This window comes from Aliikangiella sp. G2MR2-5 (assembly GCF_015687155.1).
Classification (GTDB): domain Bacteria; phylum Pseudomonadota; class Gammaproteobacteria; order Enterobacterales; family Kangiellaceae; genus Aliikangiella.
Genome location: NZ_JADPQF010000001.1, coordinates 489,818 through 505,493, shown reverse-complemented (window position 1 = coordinate 505,493; position 15,676 = coordinate 489,818). Strand labels below are relative to the sequence as shown.

Genomic DNA, 15,676 nt, shown 5'->3' with positions numbered 1-15,676 from the left:
ACCCGGATATAAAAAAGCCCCTGCTACAGGGGCTTTTTTGATTTGGAAAAGCAGACTTATTTAAAGTGAAAAATCAGACTCATCGACAAAAGAGAAATATCGTCCCCAAAACGCTCATATTCAAGACCGATAGACCGCGAAGTTCCGCTGAAAGTCCAGCGACTACCAACTCCCCAGGCAAATAAATTATCGTTTTCGTCAAAAGTAAAATCCGAACGAGTATTCATACCAGCCCAGCCGCCTTTGATCTGAAAAGCCAACAACTCACTTTCTTGATATCGGTAGCCTAGTGACAATGAAGTCATGGAGTATTTAATATATCCTTGTGGCTGCAGAAGCGGATTTAAATTCTCAAATTTCGCCTTTCCAAGTTCGGCATATGCCAGTTCGGCAAAGAATTGTTGCTTTAGGTCGATGCCTAAATAAAGCTTCTGTCCTGAAGAACTATCATCTTCTATAAGCCAGCTGGTTCCCTCCGTCGAAGGTTCGAATTCTGACAAGCCTGCTCCCATCCCAAAATCCAGACAGTTGGTCACAGAACTGCTATCTTGCCAACACCAGTTATTATCAGAAGCCTGAGATTTAAAGGAGACAGGCATTAAAAGACAGGCAAGTAAAAGTACTTTGGTATTTTTGGCGCGTTTAAATAATAACAATAAAGCTAGCGCAATCAGCAATACTCCTCCCATACTGCCACTACCTGATGTCGCGGTAACATTATTTTCTGCCTGCAACCGATCATTAATACCATCCTGATTAAAATCGCCATCTTCATCAGCATCCAGTATGCCATCACCATCGGTGTCTGCATCCCGAAAAGCTAATATGCCATCATTGTCGAGATCATCAGTATTGAGCAGTGAATCATCCATACCATCTCCATTTGCATCGATGCCACCTGTGAAATCAACATCCACAGCATCATCCAGACCGTCACTATCGCTATCCGCTCCCAATAGTTCTACTAAAACCTGTTCCACCGTATCACTGATTCCATCATTATCACTATCAGTATCCTGAAAATCATATTGACCATCACTGTCTGTATCAGCATGCACGAAGAGATCACTAACGCCATCTCCATTGGCATCGTTTCCGCCGGCAAAGTCCACATCGTATCGATCATCAATTCCATCTTTGTCGACATCCTGATTTAAAGGAGCCGGACGATCGGCTTCAAATCTATCGGGCAACCCGTCTCCATCACTGTCTACATCATTGGAGTCAATCAGTCCGTCCTGATCGGTATCCAAAGAACCTTCAACCAGATCTGCAATTCCATCACCATCATCATCCAGGTCGATTGATGCTGGAATACCATCGTGATCACGATCTGGTGCGGTACCAAATTGCTGAGGCTCTTCGTCTATTATATCGACCAAACCGTCATAGTCAGTGTCACTTACATCGTCGATCTCACCATCATTATTTTCATCCAGAGAATTTGCTCCACCAGATGCTATGTCGAAAATACCGTCATCATTACTGTCCAGATCGATATAATCCGGCAAAGAATCCGCATCTGAGGCAGTCGGCGAGTCAGTGTACTGTATTCCCTCATCCAGGATTGCGTTTAGATCGCTATCAGTAAATCCAGCTTCAGATACATCCGTTATGCCATCGTTATCGCTGTCCAGATCAAACATATCGGGAGACAGATCGGAATCAGAGTTTTGCAGAAAAGCACTATCATCTACGCCATCTAGATTCACGTCCTGGCCACCAGTATTATCAACGTCAAACGCATCAATGATCTGGTCATTATCGCTATCAGCGAATGACATTCGAGATTCAGCCTGGTCACTGATTCCATCCTCATCGGAATCTTTATCGCGATAATCCATCACGCCGTCGCCATCAAAATCAGATGTAATCGCAGGATTTGGTTGAATAGCGGACAAAGTTAACCCGACACTATTTTCAAGGGCATCCGGGACAAAATCATTATCGCTATCTCGGTCAAATGCATCAGCAACACCGTCCATGTCGGTGTCAACCAATCCACCATCGTCAATTCCGTCAGCATTTGCATCAATACCGCCAGTTTGATCAACATCAAAGGCATCATCTATGGTATCGCCATCGGTATCGACCCCACTAGCATTTGATTCATTAAAGTCTGGAATGCCATCATTATCACTGTCGGTATCAAATACATCTGCCGTGCCATCACCATCAGTATCGGTATTAGCATCACCGTCATAAATATCAGGAATACCATCACCATCTTCATCCGAACTGGAGTCTAAATAATCGGGAATTGCATCTCCGTCTGAGTCTCCATTGCCTTCATCTTTATCAAGGATTCCATCTCCATCACTGTCATCGTCAAGATAATTTGGAATGCCATCGCCATCAGCGTCACCGGTTCCCTCTTCAAGATCGCCGATACCATCACCGTCGGAATCTATGTCGGATACGACAGCAGTAGAAGCACTCGTTAATGACTCGTTCGTTCCACCGCCATCAAGATAACTCACAATGATTCGAACTGATTGACCTATATCGTCTTCTACAAGCGTGTAACTATTAGTGGTTGCTCCCAAAATATTGAGACCAGACCTCTGCCACTGGTAGCTGAATGCTCCCAACCCATCTTCATCATTAATCGTCGAAGTATCGACACTCAGGTTTTGTCCCCTTATAGCTGATCCATTGATTACAGGCTCTCCGGTAGGAGCATCATTGACGCCTGTTACTGTAATGACAAAGCTTTGATCCACATCCACTGAACCATCATTGACCCGCAAAGTTACATTGTGTCCTCCCACGTGAGCATCCAAAGGCGTACCTGAAAGCACTCCAGTTGCAGCATTAAAGTTTAGCCAGGTAGGAAGAACTGGTGAACTGAGGGTTAGAGTATCTCCTAAATCCTCATCAGTTGCCGTCAAGGTATAGCTATAAGATGAGTCTTCGATCGCACTGGTTACAGCTGAGCTGGTAATAATCGGCGCATCATTTGTATTACTCACTGTGATAGTGAAGTTTTGATCAACGTTTACTGTGCCATCATTCACGCGTAGGGACACATTGTGATCGCCTACTTCATTGTTCGTAGGCGTCCCCATCAACACGCCGGTTGAACTATTGAAGTTCAACCATGAGGGCAATGTCAGCGCGCTGTATGTGAGCGAATCTCCAACATCAACGTCGGTTGCAGTAAAGGTATAAGTGTATGCAGAGTCTTCGTTCACGCCAGTTATAGCAGAGCTAGTAATGGTTGGAGCATCATTGGTATTACTCACCGTGATAGTGAAGCTTTGATCAACATTCACCGTACCATCATTAACTCGTAAAGTTACGTTATGATTGCCGACTTCGTCATTAGTCGGAGTACCAGATAATAGTCCGCTACCAGTGTTAAAATTCAGCCAGGCTGGCAGTACCGGAGCACTGTAAGTTAAGGGGTCGCTATCAGCGTCTGTTGCAGTTAGCGTGTAAGTGTAAGCAGCATCTTCATCTACTGCGGTCACTGCACTACTGGTTATGACCGGAGCGCTATTGACAACTGCTGTCAATTGAGAGCTGTTTACAGTACTTAAGCCTCCGGAGCTAGCTTGCAAATTAAAGTTTTCATTGGAACCGCCGCTCGCGGTATAAGTAATTTGCAACCCGGTATAAGTAGACACTCCTGAACCAGGTATAATGGAAACCGTCGATGCACTACCATCTGTATCCCCGGTACCACTCATTGTCGCCGAGCCGGCACCGTTGACTTCGGCCAAAGTAATAGCGGTTGAGTAGCCAGTATCAACGACACCATTTCCGTCTTGCGCGGATACAACCGGTACAGTGGTAAAGTTGGTAGCAACCCCGGAACTTACGGTAAGTGGAGCCGGCTGAGTAGCAAACACTAGTTGCGTTGCAACAACATCCGAAATGACTGAGTTTGCATCAACCGTAGGTAAATCCGAGCCGACACCATTTTGATCATTGGCGGTCAGAGTAAAGCTCTGTTGATCCGCGGTCGCGGTATAAGTCAACCCACTAAAACTCGCTACCCCTGAAGACGCGACGGCAGTATTACTGGTTAAAGAGCCAGCACTCGACTCGGTCAGAGTTATAGTTTCTGCAAAGTCTACGTCGGTATTGCCAAAAGCGTCGCGTGCGGTCACAACCGGTTGTGTTGACAAAGCGCTTCCTGATACTGAACCGGCCGGCTGAGTGGTAAATGCCAGTGCCGAAGCGGTAACTCCCACCGTAGATCCAGTACTGTTATTAACTGCGGCAGTGCTTCCCATTCTGGTACTTCCGCTATTCACTGTTAAATCGGTGTCACCGTCAACACTAAGTATCAGAGTCTGATTTTCGCTAAGCCCGGTATTATCATTGTAGTAAGCATTAATCGTGTAAGTTTCACTACCTCCGTCAGCAATTGACAAGGTTAACCCGCTGAAAGTAATCACTCCTCCACTATAATTTCCGGAAACATTCGAGGCATCCGGACCATTTAATCGATAGGTTAATTTACTCGGATCAACTGTTCCGGAAGTGTTTATTCTAACTTCCGAAATGCTAGTTGCCTTACCATCAGATGTACCTCCATCACTGATAGTAAAATCGAAAATATCAAGTGATTCGCCGACTGTATCTACGGTGGTATCAATCGCCACCGGTTCGCTAACACCGGAGCCTGCAATAACGTCAGCATCCGCATCAGAAGAAATACCAGTTAACTGGCTGCTGTTTACTGTCGACAAGCCACCTGAACTGGCTTGCAAATTGAAGTTTTCATCAGCGCCTCCACTGGCGGTATAGGTTATTTGCAATGCAGTAAAGGTCGATACGCCGGAACTGGGCGTTATGGACACCGTTGCTCCGCTACCATCGGTATCTCCTGTAGCGGTTAAAGTAGCCGAGCCAGCCCCATTCACTTCAGCTAATGTAATATCGGTGCTGTAACCGATATCAACTACACCCATGGCATTTCTCGCAGAGACCACTGGAACTGTTGTAAAACTGGTCGCAACACCACTGTCAACAGACAGGGGGACCGGCTGAGTATCGAACACTAACAAAGTGGCAACAACATCCGAGGTCACCGAATTAGCGTCGGTAGTCGGCAAATTACTTCCGACGCCATCCTGATCGTTTGCGGTCAGAATAAAACTTTGCTGATCCGCAGTTGCGGAATAAGTTAGTCCACTGAAGGTTGCAATACCGCCGGTTGCTGTTGCAGTGTTATTCGTTAAACTTCCAGCACTGGCCTCAGTAACGGTAACGGTTTCAGAAAAATTAACGTCAGTGTTACCAAACGCATCTTGCGCCGCGACAACAGGTTGCGTCGATAAGGCACTGCCTGAAATTGAACCGGCCGGCTGTGTAGTAAAGGCCAACACAGTAGCCGTAACATCAAGTGTACCGCCACTTCCATTCGTAACGGCCGTGGTCGAGCTCATTTGTGTTCCAGCCCCGCCAACAGTTAAATCGGTATCACCGTCGACACTTAAAATAAACGTATCATCTTCGGTGACACCGGTATTGTCATTGAAATAAGCATTAACCGTATAAGTTTCACTTGCGCCATCGGCAATAGAAATACTTAAACCACTAAAAGTTATCGTGTCTCCTCCCGCACTGTAAACACCGGTTACATTTGCCACATCATTACCGTTTAAACGCCAGGTAATATTATTACGATGCGTGTCCGTTGTTGTACCACTCACGTTGACAACAACTTGTGAAACGGTCATGGCAAGTCCATCGGTTGAGCCGCCATCGGATAGGGTAAAGTCAAACACATCCACCGCTTCTCCAACCGTATCGACGGTAGTGTCCAGATTAACCGGTTCAGTCACCGTCCCACTGGCCGTTAGAGAGCCATCGCTGTCAGGAGTGTCCGTAACTGAAATCGTTCGTGAATCATTTGAACTACCTGCATTGGTATCAGTCGCGATAAAGGTTACCGTCCGGTTAGATGTGCCCGGTGTACTGGAGCTATTGTTGTAATGAATGGCGCGTAAAGTTTGTTGTACTAACGCATTGGTTGCATTGCCATTAAAAGTAATAGTGAGAGCGGTACCACTGGTGACAGTTCCTTCACTGGCACTCAAGGTGCCAATGGTGGTACCACCATTTAACAAATTGGTGCCCGAAGTATTAATGGTGCCAACCACATTGTCTGGAATGGATAACTGATCTGCCGCTTCGTTGTTTGCAGTAATTTGTGCAACTAAGGTTCCCCCATTCCAATCTGCATCGCCGTCAGCATCATTTAAAGTCGCTGCACTATCAACCTGAGTGACACCGTCACCTTCGGTAAATGCGAGCGTAGAAACGTCGATACTGATGGTGGGATCCGAGTTAATGTTGAAGTCCATTACCAAGTTGTCAGTGTCCCAATAAGCAGATGAACTCGGTGTAATATAAAGTTTCGTAATGCCATCGAAACCGGTTAGATCGACAGTCGTACCACTCGCAGATGCTAACGATGATGTCGTAACGGAATCACCTCCAACATCCGAAGTTACCGTGAAAGACAAAGCAGCTCCGTAGGAGTTATAAAGGTACAACGAAGATGCATTAAACGTTTCATTTCCAGAAAAAGATAACGTTAACTGAGATTCAAGATTACCAAAAGCACCCGAATATATTCGACCGACCGCTGAAAGAATCTGCGTACTCACATCAGCGCCATCAGCGATAATGGTGTAACCGCCATTCGTGTAGGAAGCATTAATCGTATTGGCTCCATCGTATGCTCCAGAATCGGAAGCCACCGAAAATGCAACGGTTCCCGGAATGGGAAGAATGGAGGTAAAATCTTTTAGCGCAAGGTCGCTAAACGGTTTATCTGTCTCAATATTCCCTTTAACAATTTCCAACTCCCAATCGCCATTATGCTTACTCGAACCGGTTTTGTTATTGGATGCAGCAACATCAACATTGGCCTGGTTTGCTATTAGTTCTAGTAGTTTTTCACCAGAACTACCTGAAGCCAGCTCACATCCATAAATCAATAGATCACCGTGATCTTTTAACGCATCATCAATTGAAGCCAAGGCCCGAACATGCTGTTTTAAATTAACTTCGGTAATAGACTGCTCGCCCAATTGAATCACACCATTTTTCGCATGAGAGACTAAGTGCAATGCATCCAGACTTTGATAACTTGAAAGCACTTCGGATAACTGATCTAAACTGTCACTTTTAAACTCTATTTCGACCACATCAATGCCTGGACGACTCATGTTGTAAAACACGTGCTTGTCTTCCACCGCGGCATCAATAATGACCAGTTCTTTAACAGGCTGTAGTAATTTGAGCTCGACATCGTTAACAAGTATGAAGTCGGCTTTGCTATCAAGAATTTGAGGTTTGCTTAATGAAATTAACTCGACATCATTAGTATTTGGGTTAACGTCTGTCTTTGGTTGTGCTGAAAATAAGTCGGGGCGTGGTGCAATCGACCTTCCTAAACTTAAAGGCGAAGCTGCTGTCAAACTTAAGGTTTCGAATCCTCTACTACTACGGTAAGTTGACGGCGATGATACTCGAGCATAATAAGTGGCGGAAGCTAATGGCGACATCCCCACCCCCAGCCCCAAACCCAATGGAAGAACCCTGCTTGCAACTTGATGAACTAACTCTCTATTCATGTCCTGTTCCGATTTTAATGGTTCGAACTTCTATCAATGGCCTTTTGTTTTAGTCAACAAATATCAACTAAAGAAAACTGGCTACTCCTTGCCGACTTTATTAATTCTAGAACGACTTTGCTTAATTATTTTTATTTATCTAATAACTCTTTAATCCTCTTTAGGGGAAATAATGCTGGCGTTAGTCCCTGTATTATCTTTCCAAAAAGCCATATCGTTATATTTAGCAAACAAATCAGGAGGCAAAATAGTTCGACGCGGAGAAAATTCAACTTTGCGCTTTACAGTATGCAATCCTTTGGCGCCCAGCTTTTCATCAAACTCTACTTCCTGATAATCCACATTTTCAAAATCATGCTCAAATGGAGATTGGTCGATAAATTCATACAGCAGCTGCAACGTTTTTTCGGGATGCTGCGTCAACAAGTCATAATCGATCAACAATAGTCGCTCAGAATGCTCTCCATAGTAGGCTTCCTTGAGCGCAGTCCAGGCGCTACCAACAACACTGGAGGCGTTAATCAAGGTTTCACACCTCGAATAGACAGTCAGGCGAGCCTGCGAATTGTACATTCGGCTATAATCAAACGGATTTTTCCGATAAATGCGCTCAAAGCTATCCATAATCCAGGCCGGATTTCTAACGCAACAAATAACTTTAAACTGCGAGAACAGTTCCGAGAGTTGATGTAGACGAGCATTCCATAACCGATTAGTATCAAAAATAACGGTATTATCTGCTTTATCTTGATAGTAGGCTTCAAATAGTGAACGACAGATACGTTTGCGCTTTTCCGAGTCGAAAAAGGTAAAGAACTCTCCGCCAGCTCCCATCTGTTCCAGACAACCATTCATTAGTGAAGCGACCGGACTGGACATGGCAGCAAAAAAATTTGGATTTTGTCTTAGAAGACCGGACAACAGGGTTGAACCTGAACGAGGTAATCCGGAAATAAAATGATACTTTCTACTCATACAACACTTTACGAATTTGTTTAACCAACAATTTAAAACATGCCGGGACTAGCCCGGCTTTCAGGTTAGCTTCGAGATGGATACAAGCCTTGTAGCGCAATGCAAAAGTTTACTCCCAAAGTCGGTTGCCTATTTTCGTGAGGTTGACTGGAACCGCTATTGGCAATGGCCTTTTCAGACAACTGCGCATTAATTGATGTTTGATCCGAAGTGAATGCAATAACTTCAGCTGCCGAGTCAGCATCCTGCCCCATAAAGTGAGACTCACTCGGTTGTGCAGAATTGCCACTTTCGGCAACACCATTTAAGATATGGTCATGTGGCGGTAGTTCTGATTCAGTCAGTGTAACGTCATTAATACCTATTTTGTCGCCGAGACGTCTGGGTGTTAATCCTGGTCCATTTCCCGGATTCATAGGTACACGATCTGTCAAATTTGGTAAGGCCATGGTTGTTCTACCATCTCCTCCATAAATATTTCCGATAAGAGAAAACAAAGCGGTATTTTCAGAAATAGGCATCAGTTGGCCATTACAAAAAGCCCAGGTTCTTGGAGCGAAGTTGCAAGCCCACATACGAATTTCTGCGATAAATGGTTCAGACATTTTTGACTCCTTAGCTTCGAGACGGGAAAATCCCGAATAGGCAGATAATAAAGTTCACACACAAAGAAGGCATCATATTGGTGTGCGATAGCCCACCACCACTCAAGCCGATAGTCTGGCTGTTGAGTTGTTGAAAGTTAGCCGGATCAGAGGCAGCCCCCGCATAGGGCTTATCTCCATCAGACTGCGATGCTAAAACGTCACTGGCAGGATTACTGGAATCTGCATCATTCAAACTAGCAACGAAAGCATGATTGTGATTCGGTATTTGATTAACATTTAAAGTTACCTTCTCAGATCCAAATTTTTGGCCAATCACTCGAGGCGTTAACCCTGGCCCCAGACCTTGATGAACTGGAATTCTTCCTTGAAAATCAGGCAGAGCAAAAGTTGTACGACCATCACCACCATAGGTAGTCCCCAGCAAAGCAAACAGAGCATTATTTTGTGCAATTGAAAGAAGCTGTCCGCTGCAATTAGCCCAGGAGCGCGGCGTGAAATTTCCAGCGAACATACGTATTTCGCCAATATATGGTTCACTCATCAGTCAAACTCCATTAGTTAATTTCTTGATGGGAATAAGCCGGTAACAGCAATACAAAAGTTAACGACCAATGTTGGTTGTATATTGTTATGCGCTTGATTTCCGCCCATAACAGAAATGCTCTGAGAACTAAGTGCTGTTAAGTTTTCCGGTGGTGCATACATGTTTTTAGGACCCTGCCTCGATTCACGACCAACGTATTGGTATCCAGAAGCGAGTACTTTGCTGGAGAAGTTATTAACATTCGCGTTTGCAGTGGTTCCTCTAAGAGCATGAGTGTGTGTCGGCATTTCCGACATGTTCAAAGTGACATTCTCTAACCCGCTGGTTTCCCCCATTCGAGTTTGTCCACCTTCTGCATGAATAGGCGCACGTCCTCGCAAATCGGGTAAACCGAATGTAGTTGTTCCGTTTCCACCATATGCTGTTCCAATTAGTGAGAACAAAGCTTCATTTTGTGTAATCGGCATTTGCTGTCCATCACATTGTTGCCATCCTCTAGGAGGCCAACTAAACCCCCACATTCGAATTTCGCTTAAGAAAGGTTCCGCCATAACAGTTTCCTCTTTACAAATTAAGTGAGTCACCCCACAATCAAATTATTAAAAATAACTACCTACTACACATGACAATAAAAAACTGGAAAAACAAAATCTCTTTGCGTAAATATTCAAGTGACGATATTTCCTTTATGCATCAGTTGTACGCTTCGACACGCGAAAGCGAGCTGGCACTGACTAACTTTAGTGTTGAAGAAAAAGAGCGCTTTATTTCTCAACAATTTAGCGCACAACTGGAGCATTACACTCGACATTATGACACCAGCTCGTTTTATATTGTTGAAGTTGGAAATCAGCCAGTGGGTCGTCTTTTTGTAGACTACTGGGAAAGCGAAATACGAATTGTTGATATCGCCTTGATGCCCGAATACCGAAATCTGGGAATTGGATCTTATTATTTCGAGAAACTTTTTGAACAAGCTCGCGAGCTGAATCAACCTGTTACCATTCATGTAGAACACAACAATCCAGCCAAAAAACTTTACGAACGGCTGGGGTTTAAACTCAAAACTCAGACAAATGAAATTTACCTTTTGATGGAATGGCGTCCCTGTCATAATTAGTGTTCGCACTATACGACAGCCACATCTGATTTCGCATCTCGCCTTCGAGCAATTACTGTCTCATATTCAGTTTCTGAATTTGGCGACAAGAACAGTTCTTTTTCACCAAAAGCTTGATGATGAAGCTTGTAGGTTCCCTGCGGCACAGAAAAATCAGGTTTCCCCTGATAAATTACTGAAAAGGCTTCCCACTGCTCCCCATCGATTTGCCCTTTATTTACTTCAGCAATAATAAGGTGAACCTGATTTCCTTTTCTATCTTCAACAACAACCGCTTGACCAATAATCTCGTTTAGAGTTTTGTAGTTATAGCTATCTAACATGGAATATCCTTAAAACAAGTTTGTTAGTATTTTTTTAATTAAACTGTTTCGTAAGCCATCAAATACAATAAATAGAACAATTTAAAATATTACATAATTAAGCTAGTCTGGTTTATTCCCTTTCGCAAGAAATTGGCAATTTCTTATTCAACTGTTTGCAACAATAACTCATTTTGAAATATTTGATATTTTACAAGAGACAGGTCGTAGCGGCTTGTGAGCCTACCATCAGGAGATGCAAGCAGCGGCTAACAACATGGGGCTCCATAAAGGCAGGTATTCAACAAAGTTAGTACCAATCCGGGTTTAGTCAAACTGAAGACAGAACCTTACTTAACAAATCATTGAAAACAAAAAGCTCCCGACGAGAGCTTTTCTATTGAATATGATATAGAGAGTAGCACTTAGACCTTAATGAATAGCTGGGTTTGAATACTCACACTGACGGGCTCAGAACTTGTTTTGCAGCTTTTTTTTGCCGAAGCGTACTCTTCCACTAGTGATTCTCTTTGTGCAATAAAATCGAACATATCCAGTAACAGATCTTTATCAAGCACCAGATTTAAATCATCTTCGGAAACTTCAACCTGCTCAGAAGAAACTATTACATTATATTCTAGATAAGGTTTAAACCCGTGTTGTCGACCGAGTTCTGGCAGGTGATTCATTATGTTTCGATCGCCTTCATAGATTTCACAATGCCTTTGTACGACTTTGCTCATCGCTTCAGGGCCCCTAAAAGAACTATCGTAAACGTCTACAACATAGAGTACCCCCCCTGTTCTTAGGAGTCGGTTAAATTCCGCCAATGCCAGTGACGGACATAAAAGGTGGATCATCAGAAAACTACAATGAACAAGGTCAAATGATGCATGTTCAAAATCAGTTTGATAGGCACTTCCTGTATACCATTTAATATCAGGGAATTTTTTTTGAGCGATCTGATGTAATAACGAGGCGCTTTCGACACCTGAAAACTCGATATTTTCTAATTCGCGGTCACGACTAAGCAAGTTAAGGTAGGCTCCCGCGCCTGAACCTACATCCAGCCAACGCTGAATCTTTCCTATTTTTTGAATTTTATGTATAAAGACTTTTTGTGTTGCATATAGTTGTTGAGCCTGAGCACATAGTCGAGGTAAATCTAGTTCAACATCAAGTCCTTCGGTATAAAGATTTTCCCGCATTAAAGATTGATAAGCGATCAAGTCCTCTCGCCCTTCCTGGAACAGAAAGCCCGACAGGTCAGGCAATTCTACTGAGCTAAAGTATTTCTGCTTTAATCTTGCGAGGCTTTTTCTACTTTCCAGATATTGCTGTAACCTGTCTTTTTCATCGTCACACATCAATACAACTTGTTCTTCGTGTTTTTTATATTCTCTGTGATTCCAACGCTTTTCATAGAACTTCTGTAGTGAGTAATGTTGAGGATACAAAACAACATAAGTTCGAACAGGTCTAAGGCATTCGAAGATACTTTTGCATAACCAATTACAGAGCAAACTGTTTAAGTGGCTTCCTCTAAAACTTGAAGACTCCATTCTCATTCCATATCTTAAGGAGAGTTCGCCATTACACACCTCCTCTCTCAGCAATGCGCTATTAGCGTCAAGAATGTAAGCCGATATTGAAGAAACAAGTTCGCCGTCATACCAGGCGCCCAGATGAATAGCGTCCTCATCTTCCCTTATTTTTGTCAAGGATTCACATACTCCTTGTTCCTCCACATAAATGGAATTTCTAAATTTGAGTACTTCTATTTCATGGTTCTTGAAGGAAAACCAGCGAATACAAAGTTTAGATAAATCTAAAGGCATAATAATTATTTCCAAATTAGTGAACAGTTTTCACACTTCAATAGTTAAATATCTTGCAATAGCCAGGTTTTATAGAAATGACGTCTTAAGGATATGAATGATAGATTATTTTTGGCTCAGAATATTGCGAGTATAATTGCACCGGTTTGATGGTCGGTTTTTTGAGCACTTAACAATGAGCTGGAGAAAATTGAAAACAAACATTCAATGATTTCATTTAGTTACAAGGTTTATAACAACGGCTGCAAGCTTTATCACCGGAGCCTATTATTGCTTTTTAGCTCCTCTGACATTCCAACTTCCAGCCCGTCAACTCAGGACTCTAACCTGGTTTAGAGCCAATAGTTAAAGAATTTTTAATTATCGGACCAAACGGCATACTCATTGCCATTGGGATCGGCAAAATGAAATCGTCTTCCACCGGGAAAACTGAATATTGGCTTTATTAGCTTTCCTCCAGCTTCGATAATTTTATCTTTGGTCGTTTCAAGCTCTTTACTGTAGAAAACCACTAAGGCACTACCTGTTGCTGTGGAAACAGTCTTATCTGAGGTAAAGAAGCCTCCATCAATTCCCTGGTTGTTAAATGCAGTATAATCAGGTCCGTAATCAGTAAAAGTCCAGTCAAATACTCTTGAAAAGAATGCTTTGGTTTTAATCAGATCCCTGGACGGAAACTCAACATAGCTTATTTTTTCGTGTGACACTTTCATTCCCCTTTCTCTACGCCGCAGTCATCCCTGCGAATTTAGATAAAAGCGCTTCAAAGCTCAGCTCGGGCGCAACTTAGTAGTTAACCGAAGATTATCTTACTTAAAAAAATAAAACACTTAAAATGCTACTTGAATTTCTGCTAAAAATCCCCAAATATGCGCGATATCCATTTAAAAGCTACAGTATAAATTATGGCCTCTTTACAAGAACAACTCCTCAAAGCCGGTTTAGCCAGCAAGGACAAAGCCAACAAAATCAACAGTGCCAAGCGCAAACAGAAGAAAATTGCGCGTAAGCAAAAAGTCGAGACGGTCGATGAAAGCAAACTTGCAGCCCAGCAGGCGATGGCTGAACAGGCTGAACGAGCACGCCAGTTGAATCAGGAAAAAAACGCTAAAGCTGAAGAAAGAGCGATCCAAGCTCAAATACGTCAACTTATTGAGGTAAACAGCCAGTCAATGGGTAAACCTGCAATAAAGTTTAATTTTTCTGATAAAGGGGCAATAAAATCCTTCGAGGTATCCAATCAGGTTCACCGTTACCTGACCAATGGTCAGCTTGCGATAGCTGTGATGGATGAAAAATATCACCTGGTTCCGAAAGCCGTAGCAGACAAAATCAACGAGCGCTCACCGGAATATCTGGTATTAATCAATGATCGTACCGAAGAAGTGGACGAAGATGATCCTTACGCTGATTATCAGATCCCCGATGATCTAATGTGGTAATAAAGTAAGCATTTGCGGACTTCCCAGCGAATTACTGGTCATTTTTCAAACAAAAAGAATAAGTAAACTGCTTATTGCCTAAGGCAATGAATGGGATTAAATAAGATTACTTGAGTCGGTCGTAGAAGCCTCCTAGAATCTACGGTCATTAATATTAAAGAAAGAATTAACCTGCTTGCTAGAAAGCATGGATAAACAAACAAAGAATCTGGAGTAAATAATGCCTCAATCGCGCCATTGCAAACTACTTATCCTAGGCTCAGGACCTGCTGGCTATTCAGCGGCGGTCTATGGGGCTCGTGCCAACCTGGAGCCTGTGATTATTACCGGAATGGAAAAAGGAGGACAGTTAACCACTACAACTGATGTTGACAATTGGCCGGGTGACAATGAAGGCGTTCAGGGTCCAGAATTGATGGATCGTATGGAAAAGCACGCGGTTAGGTTTGGTACCGAAATCATCTTTGACCATATCCACACAACAGATTTATCAAAACGTCCTTTTACTTTAACCGGAGATCAGGGAACTTACACTGCAGATGCGTTGATCATAGCAACTGGCGCTTCAGCGATGTATCTTGGCCTGGAGTCGGAAGAAGCCTTTAAAGGTAAGGGAGTTTCAGCCTGCGCGACCTGTGATGGATTCTTCTATCGCAATAAAAAAGTTGCAGTGATAGGTGGTGGAAACACTGCTGTTGAGGAAGCGCTGTACCTTTCAAATATTGCATCTGAAGTTCATCTGGTTCACCGAAGAGATGCCTTAAGAAGCGAAAAAATTCTTCAGGACCACCTGTTCGAAAAAGCCAAAAATGGCAACGTGACAATCCACTGGAATAACACTCTGGATGAAGTACTGGGCGACAACATGGGAGTTACCGGGATCCGCATTAAAAGCACTAAAGATGAGTCGACTCAGGAGCTGGACCTGGATGGTGTATTTATCGCCATTGGCCATAAGCCAAATACGGATATTTTTGCCGGTCAACTGGAAATGGAAAATGGCTATTTAAAAGTTAAAAGTGGATTACAAGGCAATGCTACAGCAACGAGTGTCGAAGGAGTTTATGCCGCAGGCGATGTTGCCGATCAGGTGTATAAACAAGCAGTGACTTCTGCTGCTGCGGGCTGTATGGCAGCGCTGGATGCAGAGAAATTCCTGGATGCACAAGGATAAGCAAAACTTAAGTTTCATAAGCCAAAAAAAGGAGACTTTTCTGTCTCCTTTTTTTGTCTTCTATTTAAAATTCTA

Annotated in this window: 11 protein-coding genes; 3 read left to right on the top strand and 8 right to left on the bottom strand. The window is 43.2% G+C overall.

The window, feature by feature from the left end:
• Window positions 1-56: 56 nt before the first annotated feature.
• The 5 genes from IYN84_RS02150 to IYN84_RS02130 all read right to left on the bottom strand — a co-directional run bounded on the left by IYN84_RS02150 (window position 57) and on the right by IYN84_RS02130 (window position 10,276).
• Complete coding sequence (locus tag IYN84_RS02150; RefSeq protein WP_196137521.1) at window positions 57-7,598, bottom strand: DUF4347 domain-containing protein; 7,542 nt, start codon at window positions 7,596-7,598, stop codon at window positions 57-59.
• Between the two features lie 150 nt (window positions 7,599-7,748).
• Window positions 7,749-8,573, bottom strand: coding sequence for a sulfotransferase (locus IYN84_RS02145; protein ID WP_196137520.1), 825 nt, complete (start codon window positions 8,571-8,573; stop codon window positions 7,749-7,751).
• Window positions 8,574-8,638: 65 nt separating this feature from the next.
• Complete coding sequence (locus IYN84_RS02140) at window positions 8,639-9,178, bottom strand: phage tail protein (RefSeq protein ID WP_196137519.1); 540 nt, start codon at window positions 9,176-9,178, stop codon at window positions 8,639-8,641.
• 10 nt (window positions 9,179-9,188) lie between these two features.
• On the bottom strand, window positions 9,189-9,722 hold the full coding sequence (locus tag IYN84_RS02135; protein ID WP_196137518.1) for a phage tail protein: 534 nt from the start codon (window positions 9,720-9,722) through the stop codon (window positions 9,189-9,191).
• Between the two features lie 17 nt (window positions 9,723-9,739).
• Complete coding sequence (locus tag IYN84_RS02130) at window positions 9,740-10,276, bottom strand: phage tail protein (RefSeq protein WP_196137517.1); 537 nt, start codon at window positions 10,274-10,276, stop codon at window positions 9,740-9,742.
• Between the two features lie 104 nt (window positions 10,277-10,380).
• Between IYN84_RS02130 and IYN84_RS02125 the strand changes: the two genes are divergently transcribed.
• Window positions 10,381-10,845 carry a GNAT family N-acetyltransferase gene (locus tag IYN84_RS02125; RefSeq protein ID WP_246722573.1) on the top strand — a complete coding sequence of 155 codons (465 nt, stop codon included), beginning with the start codon at window positions 10,381-10,383 and terminating at the stop codon, window positions 10,843-10,845.
• Window positions 10,846-10,853: 8 nt separating this feature from the next.
• Here the strand turns inward: IYN84_RS02125 and IYN84_RS02120 are convergent, their stop codons facing one another.
• The 3 genes from IYN84_RS02120 to IYN84_RS02110 form a co-directional block, all read right to left on the bottom strand.
• Entirely contained in the window at window positions 10,854-11,168 is a 315-nt protein-coding gene (locus tag IYN84_RS02120; RefSeq protein ID WP_196137515.1) for a hypothetical protein, read from the bottom strand.
• 404 nt (window positions 11,169-11,572) lie between these two features.
• Complete coding sequence (locus tag IYN84_RS02115) at window positions 11,573-12,868, bottom strand: class I SAM-dependent methyltransferase (protein WP_210330267.1); 1,296 nt, start codon at window positions 12,866-12,868, stop codon at window positions 11,573-11,575.
• A gap of 473 nt (window positions 12,869-13,341) precedes the next feature.
• Window positions 13,342-13,698: a VOC family protein gene (locus tag IYN84_RS02110; RefSeq protein WP_196137513.1), complete on the bottom strand. Its 357-nt coding sequence runs from the start codon at window positions 13,696-13,698 to the stop codon at window positions 13,342-13,344.
• A gap of 192 nt (window positions 13,699-13,890) precedes the next feature.
• Here IYN84_RS02110 and IYN84_RS02105 point away from each other — a divergent pair, with 192 nt between their 5' ends.
• Window positions 13,891-14,427 (top strand): DUF2058 domain-containing protein, encoded by a 537-nt coding sequence (locus tag IYN84_RS02105; protein ID WP_196137512.1) that lies wholly within the window; start codon window positions 13,891-13,893, stop codon window positions 14,425-14,427.
• 220 nt (window positions 14,428-14,647) lie between these two features.
• Window positions 14,648-15,601, top strand: a complete 954-nt coding sequence (gene trxB / locus IYN84_RS02100) for a thioredoxin-disulfide reductase (RefSeq protein ID WP_196137511.1) — start codon at window positions 14,648-14,650, stop codon at window positions 15,599-15,601.
• The last annotated feature ends 75 nt before the right edge of the window (window positions 15,602-15,676 follow it).